The 18,022-nt window shown below is 43.2% G+C and carries 12 protein-coding genes; 2 read left to right on the forward strand and 10 right to left on the reverse strand.

Annotated elements, in window-relative coordinates; translation table 11 throughout:
- From nrfD to thrB, 5 genes are all read right to left on the reverse strand, one after another.
- Positions 1-1,404, reverse strand: a complete 1,404-nt coding sequence (gene nrfD / locus K1X66_00285) for a polysulfide reductase NrfD (GenBank protein MBX7156810.1) — start codon at positions 1,402-1,404, stop codon at positions 1-3.
- Positions 1,404-4,607: a TAT-variant-translocated molybdopterin oxidoreductase gene (locus tag K1X66_00290; GenBank protein MBX7156811.1), complete on the reverse strand. Its 3,204-nt coding sequence runs from the start codon at positions 4,605-4,607 to the stop codon at positions 1,404-1,406. The genes nrfD and K1X66_00290 overlap by 1 nt, the downstream gene beginning before the upstream one ends.
- Before the next feature lie 12 nt (positions 4,608-4,619).
- Positions 4,620-5,273 carry a cytochrome C gene (locus tag K1X66_00295; protein MBX7156812.1) on the reverse strand — a complete coding sequence of 218 codons (654 nt, stop codon included), beginning with the start codon at positions 5,271-5,273 and terminating at the stop codon, positions 4,620-4,622.
- Positions 5,274-5,428: 155 nt separating this feature from the next.
- Positions 5,429-7,303: a VCBS repeat-containing protein gene (locus K1X66_00300; protein ID MBX7156813.1), complete on the reverse strand. Its 1,875-nt coding sequence runs from the start codon at positions 7,301-7,303 to the stop codon at positions 5,429-5,431.
- Positions 7,304-7,407: 104 nt separating this feature from the next.
- Positions 7,408-8,265, reverse strand: coding sequence for a homoserine kinase (thrB, locus tag K1X66_00305; protein ID MBX7156814.1), 858 nt, complete (start codon positions 8,263-8,265; stop codon positions 7,408-7,410).
- Between the two features lie 21 nt (positions 8,266-8,286).
- Between thrB and K1X66_00310 the strand changes: the two genes are divergently transcribed.
- Positions 8,287-9,465 carry an amidohydrolase gene (locus K1X66_00310; protein MBX7156815.1) on the forward strand — a complete coding sequence of 393 codons (1,179 nt, stop codon included), beginning with the start codon at positions 8,287-8,289 and terminating at the stop codon, positions 9,463-9,465.
- On the opposite strand, the gene K1X66_00315 is transcribed toward K1X66_00310, so the two are convergent.
- The 5 genes from K1X66_00315 to K1X66_00335 all read right to left on the reverse strand — a co-directional run bounded on the left by K1X66_00315 (position 9,462) and on the right by K1X66_00335 (position 17,124).
- Positions 9,462-10,298, reverse strand: coding sequence for a hypothetical protein (locus K1X66_00315; protein ID MBX7156816.1), 837 nt, complete (start codon positions 10,296-10,298; stop codon positions 9,462-9,464). The two genes, K1X66_00310 and K1X66_00315, sit on opposite strands and share 4 nt — an antisense overlap.
- Before the next feature lie 101 nt (positions 10,299-10,399).
- Positions 10,400-12,112, reverse strand: coding sequence for a hypothetical protein (locus tag K1X66_00320; protein ID MBX7156817.1), 1,713 nt, complete (start codon positions 12,110-12,112; stop codon positions 10,400-10,402).
- Positions 12,113-12,219: 107 nt separating this feature from the next.
- Positions 12,220-13,332 (reverse strand): hypothetical protein, encoded by a 1,113-nt coding sequence (locus tag K1X66_00325; protein MBX7156818.1) that lies wholly within the window; start codon positions 13,330-13,332, stop codon positions 12,220-12,222.
- Positions 13,333-13,409: 77 nt separating this feature from the next.
- The gene (locus tag K1X66_00330; GenBank protein MBX7156819.1) at positions 13,410-14,540 is read right to left on the reverse strand and encodes a hypothetical protein; all 1,131 of its coding nucleotides are present in this window, start codon (positions 14,538-14,540) and stop codon (positions 13,410-13,412) included.
- Between the two features lie 70 nt (positions 14,541-14,610).
- A complete protein-coding gene (locus K1X66_00335; GenBank protein ID MBX7156820.1) occupies positions 14,611-17,124 on the reverse strand; it encodes a YfhO family protein in 2,514 nt (837 codons plus the stop codon).
- A gap of 179 nt (positions 17,125-17,303) precedes the next feature.
- Here K1X66_00335 and K1X66_00340 point away from each other — a divergent pair, with 179 nt between their 5' ends.
- On the forward strand, positions 17,304-18,017 hold the full coding sequence (locus K1X66_00340) for an FkbM family methyltransferase (GenBank protein ID MBX7156821.1): 714 nt from the start codon (positions 17,304-17,306) through the stop codon (positions 18,015-18,017).
- The last annotated feature ends 5 nt before the right edge of the window (positions 18,018-18,022 follow it).

Genomic DNA, 18,022 nt, shown 5'->3' on the forward strand with positions numbered 1-18,022 from the left:
CTATCCTTTCTTTTCCCCGTGATAATGCGGATCCGCTTCCGGTAAAATCGATTTCACCTCAAACACCGCAATCATAGGCAATACGCGAATAAATAATAAAAATAAAAATACAAACAAACCAATCGTCCCGATAAACGTTAAAATATCCACATGCGTCGGCTTAAAATATCCCCATGAAGACGGCAAGAAATCCCGATGCAACGAAGTCACAATAATCACAAACCGCTCAAACCACATTCCCGCATTCACACAATTAATCACAAAAAAGATCACAAACGGATTCGTTCGACAAAACTTAAACCAAAACAACTGTGGCGATAACACGTTACATGAAATCATCGTCCAATACGCCCACCAATAAGGCCCCAAAGCACGATTCATAAACGTAAATTTTTCAAACTCATTACCGCTATACCACGCAATAAAAAACTCCATCGAATAAGCATAACCCACAATTGTGCCCGTCAACAAAATGATCTTGCACATATTATCAATGTGCTTCTGCGTAATCAAATCGTGCAACTTAAAAATCGCTCGAGCCGGCAACAACAAAGTCAACACCATCGCAAACCCACCAAAAATCGCACCTGCCACAAAATAAGGCGGAAAAATCGTTGTATGCCATCCCGGAATTACCGACGTCGCAAAGTCAAAGGACACCACACTATGCACTGACAACACCAGCGGCGTAGAAATACCCGCTAAAATCAAATAAGCCTTCTCATAATGGCGCCATTGCCGATTGGAACCACGCCAACCCAAAGCAAAAATACCGTAAATCATTTGTTTAAAACGCGATTTCGCACGATCGCGCAACGTCGCCAAATCAGGCACTAAACCTGTATACCAAAACAAAAGCGAAACTGTAAAATAAGTCGAAACAGCAAACACATCCCACAAAAGGGGACTTTTAAAATTCTGCCAGATTCCATTTGCATTAGGCACAGGAAATAACCACCACGCAAACCAAACGCGACCCACGTGAAATACAGGAAACAAAGCCGCGCAAAGCACCGCAAAAATCGTCATCGCCTCAGCTGATCGGTTAATCGATGTTCGCCATTTTTGTCGCGTTAAATAAAGAATCGCCGAAATTAAGGTGCCCGCATGACCAATACCAATCCAAAAAACGAAATTAGTAATATCCCACGCCCACATGATCGGATTATTATTCCCCCAAACACCAACCCCCGTTGAAACTAGATAACTAATAAAAATAGGAACCAACGCCGCAATCGCGCCCGTCACCAAAGTTGCTATCCACCACCACAACGGCGTTTTTCCTTCCACAATGCCGGACACCTTATCGGTAATCCACGCCATGCTGCGCTGGTTAGTCACCAATGGCTCGCGCTCCATGACTTGGGCATCAGCAGTTAAAAGGGCTGAACTATCTATTTTCATTAGTGCTCCTGCTGCAAAGTTTCCTGGGTCTTTTCTGGCGAATGACCGTGATGATGCATTTCGTTAATTGTCGTCATCCCTATCTTATCTGCTCCTGGCATTTTCGGGTTAGGATTACGAATGCGACCCAAATAACTCACACGCGGTTTAATATTCAAATACTCCAACAAAGCGTAATCATGCTTTAAAGCTTTTGCCTTAACGATTTCGCTTTCTTCATTTTTCAAATTTCCAAATACAATCGCATCGGCGGGACAGACCTGTTGACATGCCGTCTGCACAGAATTTGCAGGAATCGTAACATCCGGTGAACCACCTTGTTTAGCTCGCCAATCGATCTTGGCCATTTCCAAACGCTGCACGCAAAACGTGCACTTCTCCATCACCCCACGCATACGCACCGTCACATTCGGATTCTTACTCATCTTCAGCAATTCCGGTGTTCCCTTAGGCGCCAGCGGCCCTTTATACAACTCATCAATAGGCCGTTGATTAAAATCAAAAAAGTTGAATCGTCGCACTTTATAAGGACAGTTGTTTGCGCAATAACGCGTGCCAATGCATCGATTATATGCCATCACGTTCAAACCTTCATCATTATGCACCGTGGCATTAACCGGACACACCGTTTCGCAAGGCGCATTTTCACACTGCATACACGCGATCGGTTGCATCATCATCTGCGGATCTTCTTCATCCTCACCCGAAAAATAGCGGTCAATTCGAATCCAATGCATCTCGCGACCTCGCTGCACTTGATCCTTGCCAACAACGGGAATATTATTTTCGCTCTGACACGCTACCACACACGCATTACATCCCGTGCACGTCGTTAAATCAATTGACATCGCCCATTGATGTGGCGCATTCATCGGCGGTACATGATAAAATGACGGTCCCGAAGGCGCATGAGCATCAATTCCCATTTTATCAGTAAAATTCGGGTCTTGATTAAAATGTTCTAAGGGTGCCTCTCGAACCAAAGCGCGCCCCTCCATCACATTATGCTCCTGCGTCAAAGCCAAATCATGTTTATCGCCCGTTTTCTTAATCGAAGCTCCTACCGCGAAGTAAGCCGCATCTGAAACACGCAATGCATAAGCATTAAACCCGCTTCCCTCTCCAATTTTACCCGTTATTTCGCGGCCATAACCTACAGGTAGGGCCAAAGAAAAATCGCAACTACCCGGCGTAATCAGCACGGGCGCCTCAATCGAGCGACCCGCCCAACTAATCCGCACCTTATCCACCATCATGATGCCCTTTACCGTTTCATTCACAATGCCCAACTTCTTTGCAGTGGTAGGACTCATCAATGCAGCATTTTCCCAAGTCATTTTGGTAATAGGATCCGGAAATTCTTGCATCCAAGCATTATTGACAAATCGACCATCATCCACCCTACGATCTGCCACAAAAACCAGCTCTAAACGATCTTTCGCCAACGGCTCCGCCCTTAACGGATTGCGTTTAAGAAAATCCACACATCGATTGATCACATCGAAAGAGATTTTTTTCGCCTTAGCCGCACTATCTTCTAAAAAACCGTCATGCAAAAATTTGTTCCATTGCTCTCCAAACTTAAATGCATCCCATCTCTTCTTCACTACACCTCGAAACGTCTCTTGGACCAGCTCCAAACTATCATTAAAAGAAACTCCCGCCAAACGTGCCATGAATTCCAAATCCGAAAGCCCACCATGCAAAGGCAAAATCATCGGTTGCAAAGAAAGATAAGAACCATCCTCAGCCCACGCATCACTCCAACTTTCTAAATAATGCGCTTGTGGCACATGCCAATGGCTTAACGCCGAAGTTTCATCTTCATGCATGCCGAGACGGATTACTGTCGGAACTTTTTTCAACAGTGTTTTCCAATCAATATCTGCTGGTGAATTATAAACCGGATTGCCGCCCAAAATTACTAGCGTTTCAACCGAACCGTTCTGAATTGCATCCGCTAACTCAGTAATATCCCATCCCGGTTCCTGGTTTTTCTCAACTATCGACAGCGTATTGTCTAAGTTGCCTAACGCTTCGTTAATGGCCAACCCCAAAATATGCACCGAAGTGGGCTGACGATCGCCAATCACTATCAAACAACGACGACGATGATCAATCAAATCACGTGCCGCTTCGCGAATCCAATTCTTATCAATTCCCAAAACAGTTTCAGGATTATTATCAATCGCACTTACTAACTCAGCTAAACCGCTTTCCACACCCGAACGCACCAGCTCCTTAGCCAAAGCTAACACAAATGCACCCGTATGACTCGCTGGCAAACGCAAGCGATGATCCGCTGTCGCGCCAGTAATAGTGTAATGGCTTTCTACTGCATACAAACGATTCATTTTATCACCCGGCTTACGCACACGGCGACCCTTCATAAAATCGCGAATAGATTTCAAATTACCATCATTACAATCTAAAAAATCGCAATCGATCGAAAAAACAAGATCCGCTTTGTCATAGTGGGGCAATACTTTCACTCCACCGCCAAAAGCCAAAGAGGCCGCTTCCGCGCTATTGCCAGTCAACAAAGGCTCGTAAACGCACCAAATGGAATCAGGAAAAAGCTCTGAGCGAAACCGTTCGCGCGTGGGACAACACGTTTCATCCACTAAAAAAGCCAATTTTCTGTCTGCGCCATTCGACCACCTTTGCTTCAACTTTTCCAAAGCCTCATCAAAAGTTTTACGATCGACTGGCTTGCCATCTTGAAGAAAAGAACGAGAACGATCCGGATCATACAACTCCAAAAGCGACGCTTGTGCAAACGCATCCGACTTACCTAAGCTATAAGAATGCAAAGGATTTCCTTCAATTTTTATCGGCCGTCCATTGTAAGATTTTACCTGTAACGGCATGGCTCCATTGCGACGCGGCATCGCCGTGGAATAATGAAGATATTTACCTGGAATCATCCATTCCGGCGTTTTAGTAAATGGCACCAAATGCGCTTCTGGCCGTCGACAAGCCGACAAACCCAAACCCGCTAAAGCCATCGAAGCGCCCATCAAACGCAAAAAATTGCGACGCGAAAGTCCATCATCCGCTGACCACTCCGCCGCACCTTGAGGAAATTCTCTTTCCAACCAATCACGAAAATCTGGCGTATTGGACAATTCACCCAGACTGCGCCAATAGTTTTTTCCGGTTTTGCCTTTTTCCGCTTCTGGATGTTGCCAAATTCTCTTCATAACTATGACAAATTAACGATGACAACCCGCACAACTTTTCGGCGGATTAATATTCCATTCTTTTACTAATTTCTTGCCCATTTCCAATTGGGCCTTCTCGCTTTCCGGCTTCCAATCCAAATGATAAACTTCATTCAGCGGACGAATCTTCTTTTCGGGCGAACGATGACATTCTAAACACCACGACATACTTTGCGGTTGATCCTGATACACCACGCGCATCTGATTGACCTGCCCGTGACAACTCACACAACTTACACCGCGATTCACATGGGCCGCATGATTAAAATAAACATAATCCGGCGTTTGATGAATGCGCACCCAGGGAATGGGTTTTCCTGTTTCCCAACTTTCGCGAACCACAGCTAAAGCAGGACTATCCTTCTTTACCTGCTGATGACAATTCATACACGTCTGAGTAGTAGGAATCGTCGAATTCGGAGAAGTTTCCACACCCACATGACAATAGCGACAATCCATGCCCAACTGATTCACATGAATTGCATGCTCAAAATTCACCGGTTGCTGCGGCATATAACCCACCCGCGTATATTTCGGCGTAAAATAATAAGTGACACCCCAAACTACTGCCGCACCTAAAACCAAAGCTGCAATGAAAAGTTTTAGAGGTAACCAATTGGTCCAACGTGGAAAAATATTAGCCATCCTAACAAATCATCCCAATCATTACCTGTTTGCTATAAAAAAAACACGACCTACCGAACATAATTCCATTTACTTATCGAAACTTCGCTTTCCCGACAAGTGAAAAAAAAGAAAAATAAACCAGTTAGAAGTTTTATCTTGATTCGAGAATTAAATTATTTCACTAACCCTTTATAAGCATTAACAAAATAAAAGGTAACCGGATTTGTTTGAATCACCCCTTCGATCTTAATGATAAAATTAAAAAAACCTGATCTCTGAGATAAGTTTTTCCCAGTTTTGGGGTCTTTTGATAAATTAGCTACTTTATACTTCACTCCTGTCTTTTCAAATCGTCGCTTTTTCATCTCTTTTAAACGACTTGCTGGAACAAAATCTAAATTCGTAAAAATGGCATTAGTTATATCACCCAAAGCATAAGAAACTTTATCCACCGAGTTGGTTGTAATAATTTGTGCCTTAAATTTTCTTAACCCCTTTTGTGCTTTAAATCGAATTTGCTTCCCAAGTTTAGGTTTCTTAATCGCCAAAGTATACCCGAATGCAGTGGAAGAATTAATAACAATATTAGTTTCAATAATATTAGTTTGATTCGGCGGCAAAGGATTATTGGCACTCATTACCGTCAGAACAAAACTATCACTGGCGGTTAAATTCTCAACTGTGTTACTCGCTATTACTGTAATCAAAGTTCCACCAATTTGATTAGTCAACGGTTGAAGCGCAATAGTTCGATTTTTTCCCGATCCGCCAAAAGTGATATTCGAATTCGGTATTAAGTTAGTATTACTAGATTTAGCTGTTAACACCACATTTCCAATTTGCCCTAACAACTGGAACGGATAAGGACCTGCCAATTGATTTTGAAAAGAAATTTGATCTGGAATATCGGAAATGTCCAAAAAACGACTTCGCAAAATACTCAAAGTAGCATCATCCATATTAGCAACAATAATATCTTGCCCTCCATCACCGTCGACATCCTGAATTTGAATCGAGCGTGGTCGACTGCCTACTTGAAGGTTAATCGGACTAGCGAAAGTTCCATCACCCTGATTCAATAATAAACTAACAAAATTCGTATTATTGCATGCCACAGCTATATCCACATCACCATCACGACCCAAATCTTTCAAATCAATAAAGAACGGTGCATTCATAACATAATTCGTAGTTAAGGTAAAAAAACCCGTTCCATTATTCTTTACAATCGCAACCTTATTGCTCTGAAATCCAGCTGAAACACCAGCAACTAGGTCTCGATCACCATCGCCATCTAAATCAGCCGTTTCCACAGCAAAAGCAGCAGCATTGTTAGGGAAGTTAATTGTCTGCGATGGAATATTAAAAACAGCCGCATTGTTATTAAGATAAATATGAATGACACCAAAAAAAACTTCCGGCACGGCTAAATCAGGAAAATTATCCCCATTAAAATCCCCGCAACCAAAAGAAAAAACACTATCAAATAAAGTAATCCCATCACCTTGGGTAAAACTACCATTTCCATTATTTAAATATACCCAAACTACCACAGAAGAATTTCCCGCCCTTCCCACTGCAAAATCTAGCCAACCATCGCCGTTTAGATCTTTAACTTCAATCGTCGCTGGAAAACCTGCATCGGGAGGAAGCTGATAAATATCCGCAATCATGCCAAACAGACCATTACCATCATTTTTAAAAACGCTTACTGTTTGATTACCTAAACCCACCACTAATAAATCTAAATCTCCATCCCCATCCCCATCCGCCATCTTCAAATCGCCCGGCGAATTAGAAGGAAGAGTTATATGATTAGTAAAAATTCCATTTCCAAAATTCGTGAAAAGATTAATCGCATTATCCAACAAACTAACTACCGCCAAATCAGGAGCACTGTCTCCATTCAAATCGCCAACTGCCACAGCCATAGGAGAAGCGCCAGCTTTGTATTCCTCTACCGGGAAAAAATCGACTTCTTCCGCACCCAGAAAAAAAGAAAAACTAAACAAGAACCCTAAAAGAAAACTAATTCGAAACAATCTCATAATTTTTAAACTTTCCTTAAAAATAATTTTGTGAAGTTACAACACTTTTAACAACAAGCAAAAAAGTTTTCTTAGTGTTTATTGGGTCTGGAACGACTTTGTGATTAGCCAACCAACACTCGAATCCCTTCATTGTCTGCTTCTAAAATAACAACCTTGAATGAAAGACGTCGTTTAGCCAAAATTTTTTTCATGGCTTGAGCCACTAGTTTTGGACTTCCTAAACTTAGACACATCATTGTCGAACCTGATCCACTTAAAAAACCTCCTAATGCACCCGCTTGCATACCCGCTTCAACAACCTCATCTAAAAAAGGCAAAAGTTTTTTGCGATAAGGTTGATGCAACCGATCTTCAAACGCGTTTTGCAACAACTCATATTTTTGCGCAGCAAACGCTGCCGCCACCAGCGCGGCTTGCTTTTCACTTTTTACCGCATCGGTAAAAGGTAAAGTTTTCGGCAAAACTTTTCGCGCCTTTTCGGTCTCTACTTCAATTTCAGGTATCACAGCAATAAATTTTAGCTTCGGCAAAATGGGAACTCGCAAAATCGTTTCATCTGTTGCGACAGTAAACCCACCTAAAAATGCCGGCGCAGCATTGTCAGGATGCCCCTCTAACTGAATCACTAAATTCAAACATTCCGCTTGCGACAAAGGCTCGCCTGCTAAAAAATTCAAACCTGAAACCACTCCCGCACGTAAAGTCACACTACTACCCAATCCTCGCGAAATCGGCACATCACCCTGAATAGTTGTGGAAAAAGAAAAAGGCTTTTGCTGAATCGATTTAAAAAATAAATTCGCACTTTCGCGAATCATGCCTGATGAAATTTTATTAGAATTTTCACGTTTGATGGCGATGGTATTATAAAGTTTCAACGCCACACCTAAGCAATCAAACCCGGGCCCTAAATTCGCCGTTGTCGCCGGCACACGAACTTTCACTTGCACTTGTTTCATATCCGCTATGCTTGTTTCTATATGCCAACTTCGCTTTTAAGAGAAGCCAAAGAATTGTCCGAAACCCTTATCCATTGGCGTCGCGCCCTACATGAACATCCTGAAACCGCGCATGAAGAACAATGGACCTCCCAATTTATCCAAGGTCGACTCAAAGAAATCGGCATCCCTTTTCAAGCGCCCATTGGCGCAACAGGCATTCTTGCCTCTCTTGGCCCCAGGCCCACCGCAGCCAGTCCTATCATTGCTCTACGCGCCGATTTTGATGCCCTGCCCATTGAAGAAAAAAATGATCTACCCTTTCGATCCAAAATTCCTGGCAAAGCACACCTTTGCGGACACGATGCGCACACGGCCATCTTATTAGGCGCCGCCACCCTCCTTAAAAAACATGAAAGCGAATTAAAACATCCTATTCGTCTCATATTTCAACATGCTGAAGAAGTCATTCCTGGTGGCGCAAAAGATTTCTTAAAAGCCGGCGCTTTTGAAGGAGTAAAAAACGCTTATGCCTTGCACAACCATCCCGGCTTGCCCGCAGGCGTTTTAGGCATCAATACTGGTGCCGTCATGGCTGCGGCGGGAAAATTTGAAATCGAAATCATCGGCAAAGGCGGTCACGGCGCTTTTCCGCAACATTGCATCGACCCCATCACCATAACCGCCGAAATGATTGGCGCCGCGCAAACTATTATTAGTCGAAAAATTTGTCCCTCAGATAGTGCCGTAATTTCTTTCGGTAAAATCCAAGCGGGTCAAGCTTACAACGTCATCCCAGACAAAGTCTTTCTTAATGGCACCACTCGCGCTTTGACACATGAAATTCATCATCAATTACGCGATCAGTTGGAAAATTTAATTCGCGGCATCACCCAAGCCCACGGCGCCACTTACCATTTTAAATGGGAAAAAGGCAATCCCCCCCTACATAACAACACCCAAGCTGCCGAAGTAGTAAGAAAAGCTGCCCAAGCTTTGGCCTACGAGGAAAATCAAATTCAAACCACCACTCCTATGATGGGCGGAGAAGACTTCTCTTTCATCGCTGATCAAGTTCCAAGCTGTTACTTCTTTTTAGGCACACATGACGAATCCCAACACGTCGGCGCAACCTGGCACTCACCTGAATTTCGTATCAATGAAAAAGTTCTCACCCAGGGCGCAGCCCTTTTTGCCCAAATTGCTTTTAGTCCTCCTTAGGGCATTATGGAAGTACCGGGTAAAGCAGATGAATGGCTATGATCTTTTCCCTCAGCCATTTCCCACACAGAAGGTTTTGTAGCTTCCTGAGAAATCTCCTGAACTGCTTTACCCATTGCAGCCGCTGTCTTAACGGCAACGGGTGGCGTATTAGCGGCTTTAAGAGCGCTGAGACATGATTCGACAGCCCCATCCATAACTGGACTTAATGGATTTTCAATTAACTCCAAACTTGCAAGCCCGACATCCACAACACCAACAGGCTCGCCTTGAACAAGAGTCTCCATGATTTGGGGAATGCTGGGAGAATTCAGAGCCTCTATTCCATCCCAAAAATCAACCGATTCTCCCAATTTCACTTTTTCTTGTAATACAAGAGGGCCACCGATCCAACTTGAAATGCCTTTTTCCGATCGCTCAATAGCAATAGACGCCTCCTCAACCAGTACGGAACGCAATTGATCCGGTGCCACCGCCAAATCACCTACTACTTCCTCTTTAATAATAGCAATATCGGCAGACGCTTTATCATGAAGCTTTTTTAGGTAATGATATCTACCCACTTTGGAATTATAAATTCTCCTTGCATTATCCACTGATTTTTTTGCTGTAGCCACCTCTCTATTTGCAACTATTTTTTCAGCACCGTGGAGTTGATCGGCTCTTTTCTCAGCCATCTTAAGAATGTCACGAGCTGCTTTTAAAGCCAGACGAGCAGTATCTCGTTCTGCAATCGCTTTGGCCACCTCCTGCTCTATAGCCATCATCGAATGCACTTTACGAATTTGAGCAATATAACGAGCTCCTTTCAGTAGGATTTTGCTCTTACCCATGACTTAAACTTAAAGAAAAAGATTCGCAATAAAAAGGAAAAATAAATTAAAAATCCCCACAAATAGCATCGATTATGAATTGAAATTTTTGACTTAGAACTTTAAGGCATCAGGGAAAATATAGGTTGAGAAGCTGCATCGATTGTGTCTGGCGTGAAGTTATCCCTCAGTGTAAAATTTGCGCCTCCCACTTCTGGAGCTTCTGCTTGTTTTTCCGAAACCCCTTTTTTTCTACCAGCTGCCTCCGCCAAAGCCCACACAGCACGATTGTCTTTCACAACTCCACTGTTAGTGATTGCTCCTTGCTGGCTTTGAGCTTTCGCCTCTTCAATTTGCGCCAAAGCGCTACGGATCGTCCCACCCCGAGGCGTAAAAGCATTCACTACCGCGCTTCCTGCGGACTCCATGCCTTTAATGCCTACTGTTAACGATCGATCAATCCCATCGGAAGCTTTGCCCAACCCTCCAATCAACGGATCTACTACAGGCGCTGCTGTCTCAGAGGTTAACACTGGTATAACAACCTTTTCTACGATCTTTTTCTCGGAAGTTTCAGCTCTGTCGCCAGCATCGCAAACAGTAAAGCCACTCATAATACAAGGCCCGATACTCGCTCCATCAGCAATAACTTCTTCCACGGTATCCACAACACCCAAAACAGTTCCTCCTACCGTCTCAACAATGGGGTAAGGCTTGTCTTCTTCACTCAAATTTTGCGCTCCGCCAGTAACAGCAACACCTCCTCCCAAACGATCACGAAAACGTTTAAGAATTTGCCATTTGCTAGAATAACTACTCTTCGCCTTTCTCACTGCCAATTCCGCAGCGTCATGCTCAGCCACAGCCGCATCGATAATTTCTTTTTTAGCTCCTTGTTTACGCAACGATGCAACTTTATTCTTGGCGGCAGTAGCAAGTGAACGGGATTCTCTTAAAGCAATACGCGCTTTTTCAAGTTCAGCAGAAGCAAGTTCAACGTTAGCTTGAAAAGGTGTTTGATCTGAATTTCTTACAGATGGCACTCCTGCTTCTCTGAAAGAAGTATCGGCTAAACGTTCAGCTTTTTGCATCGCATAATCATATTTCGACACCTTTTCCTTAGTAATTTCTCGTGCTTTCCCCCAAATTTCCCGGGTTCTTTCAACTTCTGCTTCAGCTTCGGCAAGCATTTTCGGATCGGTAACCCTCCTCGCGCGAATCATTTCGATATTCCTTTCAGCCGTTTTAAAAGCATCACGGGCTTGCACTAAATTTTCATGCGCTACTTCAGCTTCCTGAAAAGTTTTTTCTAACTCATCAATAATTGCCTGAGCTTGCCTTTCTACCTCATCAGCCGATCTTCTTTGAACTTCGGGATCTAAACGTAGAGCATCCTGCCTTAATTGCTTAGCAGTCACGAGTTTTTCCTCACGAAGTTTGATGGCAATTTCCAATCTATCTTGAGCGAGAGCCAATTCTCTTTCAGCTTCAGTAACCGCCGCCTGAGTTTGAATCCCTTCACCCAATGCGCTCACTTGAGCACGAGCCACCAATAAAGATTCCTTAGCTTCTTTTACAGCTTTCTGCGCTGATTTCACATTAGCAATCGCTATATTATACTCAACATTCGACTTTCCTACTGCACGCCATGCTGCTTCAGCCTCTTCACGTGTCAAAGCTACAGCTGCTTCTCGAATAGTACGTGCACGAACTGCAGCAGAATCCCGAAGTGCTTTAGCAGCGTTTTCTACATGTGCCGCATCACGAACTACACGCACTTTGCGTGCCTTGCGCACTCCATCTAAAGCCTGAACTATTTTTGAGGTTTTACCCATAATAACAAACTAAACTAATTTAAAATAATTTTTCATTTTTACAATAGGTGTTTCAACCTTTTTTTAAATTAAACCTTTTAATCTAATACAGCGCCGAAACCTCACATTTAAAAAATGATAATAGATTGTGATGATGAAGGTTGCGGAACAACATCAGTCGTTTTTCCCTCTGCTATTTCCCACACAGACGGTTTTTCTGTTTCTTGCTTAGCAATTTCTTGAACCGCTTTACCCATTGCAGCCGCTGTCCTAGCTACCGTAGGTGAAGTCTTAGCAACTTCAAGGGCACTCAAATTGGAGTCGATGGATATATCCATGATAGGATCTAAGGGATTTTCAATAAACTCTAAACCCGCAAGACCAACATCAGCAACACTCACAGGCTCACCTTGAACAAGAGCATCCACCATTTCTGGCACACTTAAGGGATTCATCATGTCCATAGCATCCCAAAAACCTAATGACTCCCCTGATTCTATTTTTTCTTGAAGAACCAAAGGGCCTCCAATCCAAGCTGAGATATCTCCTTCAACTCGTTTCAAACATTTTCCGTAAATTTGTTCTTTCGAAACCATCGTGCTTCTTCTCGCTTTGGTCAATTTTTCTGCTTCTACTACAGCCCTCTCCGCGGTTTGAATCTCAGCAGAAGACGCTCCCCTATAATGCAGGTCTGCGAGATGTTTTTCAGCAATCCTCAAGTCGGCGCGCGCTTTTTTGAAAGCAACCCGAGCTTCATCTCTAATACGGGTTGCCACTTGCAACTCTTTTTTAGCAATATCCGCAGCGCTCTCTATGCCCGCTCGCTCTATCGCTTCCAAAGCTTCATTAACAAGCACGTTACGAGCTTGATCCGGCTCAAATTCTAAATGATTCAGTTCTGGTTTTTTCTCGGTAGCAACAGATGATTCTTTAGGTAGTTTGGATCTAATATAATGGTAATGTCCTGTCTTTTTTCCTAAAAGGGCTTCAGCTTCATAAGCAGCCCTCCTAGCTGCAGTAACTTCAGCTTGAGCGGCTGCTTGCTCGACGCCGTGCAGCCCTTTGGCTTTCCCTTCAGCCACTTTAAGAACCTCACGAGCTTTTTCTAAAGCCACTTTTGCCGTAGCACGCTCTTGCGCCGCTAGAGCAAGCTCTTCAACGGTTCCTACATAACGTGTTCTGCGAGAAAACGCGCGGAGTCCTCCTCGAATCCCTTTTAATATTGTGTTTGTCTTACCCATTTCTCTAATTGTAATAGAAAAACTCTGGATAAAAAAAGATTAAATTTAAAAGAAATTCTATAAAATATTAAAAATAATCATGGAGAAATTTTAGGCGAAGCAGGAGCCACCACCCCAGGATCAACCGATTGACAGGTTTCTTGAGATACATCGGCTGTGTCTGGTGTAAAATTATCCATCGGCGTAAAATTTTGCGTTTCTTGAGTTTGATTTGGTTTTTTGCCGGCAGCGGCCCATACGGCATCCATATTTTTTTCTCGAAGCCCTCGATTAATCGCCTCATCATCCGCATTTGCTGATACTCGGTTTAGACTTCTTTGCGCTTGCTCTGCCTTAGCAACTACCACAGCTTGAACAGCCCCCTCACCTCCTGGAACTATTGAGAGCACTGCTTCGGCATAAGGAACAAGAGGCTCAATCACATATTTATTCATTCCAGTAATACCCGGATCCACCACATGATCCATAACCGAAATTGCTGCAGGCGCTACCACATTTTCCATTAAAAAATTTTCTGCTTCTGCAAAACCAGGAATAGGAACAAATCCCGCGACTTCCCAAGCAACATCCGTGGCGCTCAGGGACTGAGTCTCTCCAACAACTGGACGATCTGATGCTTCACTTGTGCCAGGTGCCGTTACCACCATGGCTGCACCCGCGCTTCCGGAGCGGGCTTGAGCTAATGCTTTTTCAGCATCACCCACCCTCTGATCTGCAACCAGTGAAAGCTCGTCTGCATGCACCGCAACTGCGCGAGCTTCGTCCGCAGTTCGTTTAGCAACACGAACTCTCTCTAATGCTGTGCCGGCTTCAGATTCAGCAATCTTCAAAGCTTCAGACGCTTGCTCACGAGCAATTCGAGCGCTTTCTAACATTTCTCTAGCTCTTTCTATGGAAGTATGATTGATAGTCCCACTCTCAGCCGACATCAACACTTGATCGGCGTGCACGAAGTCAGCCCGAGCTGCTTCCATAGTCTGCTTAGCCTCACGAAGTTTTTCTGCCGCTTTGAGACTCTCCGCTTCAACTCCCTCTACTGCTTGTGCAGCCTTTCCTGCTTCAGCCAATTTGCTTGCCGCTTCTACACGCCGCAATTCAGCAGCGTGTTTTGTTTCTTGAACTGCAGCACGTAGCCGACGAATTTTACGAGCCATTTTTATGGCACGAAAGCCTGACCAAGCAGATCGACCAAGAATATTACCAGCCATAAGGGTTCTTTCCTTTGTTACTTAATATTAAAATTATCTATAACTATCTAATAAGAGTTCTGTCAATGCATTAAATTGAAACTTTTTTGTCGCAGGTAGGATTACGTCTAAAAATCAAAAAAAGACCCAATCCAACCCATGCAACGAGTGCAAAGGCAGAAATCCAAAATCCGATTAAGGACGGTTTAAACTCCATAACAATTTCATTATTTTCGCCTGCCGGAACTTGCACGCCACGCATGAGGTAATTACAACGTAATAACGGTGTGGGCTGACCGTTCACAGTCACCTTCCAATTGGGATCGTATTTATCATTCACCAGCAAAAGGCACGCATCCACATTTTTGGATCGCAGCACGATGCGTTTCGGTGAGTAAGAAACGTAGCTAACTTCATCGCCACTGGCATCATGAATACCCACCGGCCCTAATGTTAATGGACTATCTTTAGAAACCAGCACTTCATGAAAAATATCAAAATTAGGATCAGGCAAAAGCGCTAGCGCTTGCTGATCATCCACCACACGCCAAGCTCGATAAAGTTGCGCACGAGGCAAAACATTGGGAAATTCAATCAGTGCCAGCTCCCCAGCCCCAATCTGCATGCCATATTGACCTTCTTCATTTTGAATCAGACCAAACTGCATGACCGTTTGAAAGCGTTTGTATTGCGGATCAAGCTGCTCATTCAGTTGCTCAGTCGTGTCCGACCCAGCCAAGAAAAATCGGGTATTGGTCAATTCCCAAAGTCGCAACGGGTTACTCTGTAAAGCTCCCATGTAAGCGGCGTAATCCTCCGGCACGCGCGGCAATTGAGCAAATTCCAGACATTGAATATTGTAATAAAGAAAATGGTGTTGATGCCATTCGTTATAAAGCGGATATTGTCGCGCTAAAATAGACACACGACCATAATAAGGCGGATTTTTCTTTAACTCATCCAGCACGGGGTTAGAAGCGTAACGCTCTTTATAATTGTAATATTGAATCCACGGCCAATCGGCTCTTCCCAAATCCAAAAGCAAAATCAAAGTAAGAATCGCGCAACCCCAAATCGCTTTTTTTCCACGCCACCAGCCAGCTACCACGGCAATTAAAGCTGCCAAAGTAAGCGTTAAAAAACCTATAAAAAACCACATTTCAGTAATCACATGAGCAACGATGTAATCCACTAAATCGCCAAAATCATTGGCTTTAAGATAAGCCGCTATCGAGCCTCGTGAACCGACAACTCCGATTAAAGCTACCACGCCCAACCCTAAAACGACCTGACTCCCCCGCACCCATTTTTTCTCAAATGGCTCAGCTTGCTGATTCAACCATTGCTTAAATCGTTTAACCGGATCCGTTGATACATTTTTTCCTAAACTTTTTTCTATTGCAGGCGCATTGAAATAACGTCTTTGCCAATCAAGCAAGGCATAGCCAAAAAGAATCAAAATGGATAAGGCAAAAGGATGCATGAATTTAATCGGATTGCGAATGGTTGAAAAATAAGGCAACGCATAAACAAATTGATAAAAAGGCGCATACCTTCCCCAAGCCAGCAAAAGAGAAACCACTGCAGCCCCTGCCCAAAACCAAACAATTTTTCTTTCTCGATCGGAAAATGCCACGTTTTCTTCATCCTGTTTTCTTCTACGAAATGTGCTAACTAATGCCCAAACTGCTCCTGCCACAACGAGCAAACCCGGATAATCGCCCGCCCCCGAATAACGAGCAAAACCTTGTTTGCTCTGCTCATAACCCGGAGTACGACCCACCTCCCCCCAATAATTTCCTCCCTCAGGTGTGTCCATGCGATAACCCCAAAAACCCGGCACCAGCAAACGAATCGTTTCCACCTTCGGCATGCTCCACTGCGTGGCAAAATCCCATCGTTGTTTTTTTGTCTGAGTATCCTGAGCAGTGCCCACAACTCCTTTGATCTGCGTATTAACCATCACATCCAGAGTTCGCCAGCTAGCAAATACTGCGATGACAGCAACGACACCTACCCTAAGTATTCCAAAACCTAAGCGCTTGCTAATTTTACCTTTCTCTAAAAGACTCAAAAAAACTACGTAAGCCGCAAAATACAAACTGTAAAAAGCACCGATATCCGGAACAAATGCTACTGCCAACCCAAGGCATAAACCGGAAAAAATAAGTGATAAAGCATTGAGTCTAGAAGTCACGAAACCAATCGCTAATAATAGATAAGCTGCCAATAATGCGGGTCCCGGTAATCCCCAGCATGCATGAGAAAAATAGGTAGAATTTAACATTGCAGCAAAAGCGATAATGATTAATCCCTTTCCTAAGCGCATTTTCCAACCCCAAGCTGCCGCACTTAACCCCAACAAAAACAATACAAAAGGCACTGCCCAATTCGCAGCAAACATGGCTCCAGTCAAAGCACGAAAGATTTCGTAAGGCCCAAAATTAAAAGCTCCCCCGTTTATCCCCAACCAGTAAAAATCAAACCAAGCCCCCTTTAATCCCTTCATGCCTTCTAAAGCAGGATGAACCGTGAGAGCTAAAGGCGCATCATTGGAAAATAGAACGGAATCTGGGTCAAAACTTCGATAGAACAGTAATAGCAAAATGATGACTAAGGAAATGAAAAGGAATAAAAAATGGGTATATTTTTTAAATATCATTACCTTGAGTTAAGAAGTATTTTTTTTCTTTTAAAGAAGAAAATAGGAATTGAACTTTTGTAAAATCTTTTTAATTCTAAAAGACAAAGCTTACTTTTGCATCTAAATGTTATCATAATCCTGTGTATATAGAATCTTTTATTAACAAAATTCTTAGTTATAAAAAGGCACGTCCCCTAATAGCAAAGATCTGGCGCTATATAATGCCCTCATTCCTTGTAAAAAGACGAGTTTTTGGTTTAAAGATGTGTTTTGACTCGAGAGATCACCCTTTTTTTTGGTATACGACAACAGAATTTTTCGAACAACTTGAAAATGTTCCGGCTATCTTCAACTCATTTCATGGCATTTTTTGGGATGTGGGTTGTAATGTGGGTATTTATTCTTTGCGAGCTGCTTCTTTAGGACATCGTGTAATAGCCTTCGATATATCGCCTAAAGCAGCGGCTCTAGTTGAAAAAAGTGCACAACTTAACCAGCTTCAAGATAAAATTACAGTTGTGCCTAGAGCCTTTTCTTTAGAGCCTATTCCTTATGTCGCGCCTAAAACGGCCATTGCAGGCAACCAACTCAATGCTCAAAAGGAAATAGCCAATGCTATGAGCATCTCTTATCTAGAAGCAGCAAATCAATATGGAATTCCCAAATTACTGAAAATGGATATTGAAGGGTTTGAAGAACATTTCTTAAAATCGTCAGAATTTAAAAAATGGATTATTGACCATAAAATTATTTTTATATTAGAACTTCATAAAAAAGAATTTTGGGATCTGCTGTGGAAAGATGTGCCCATGATTCAGCTTTCTTCACATGTAGTTAAATTTGAGTCTAAATAAGCTTG

The organism is Verrucomicrobiia bacterium (genome assembly GCA_019694135.1).
Taxonomy (GTDB): Bacteria; Verrucomicrobiota; Verrucomicrobiia; order JADLBR01; family JAIBCM01; genus JAIBCM01.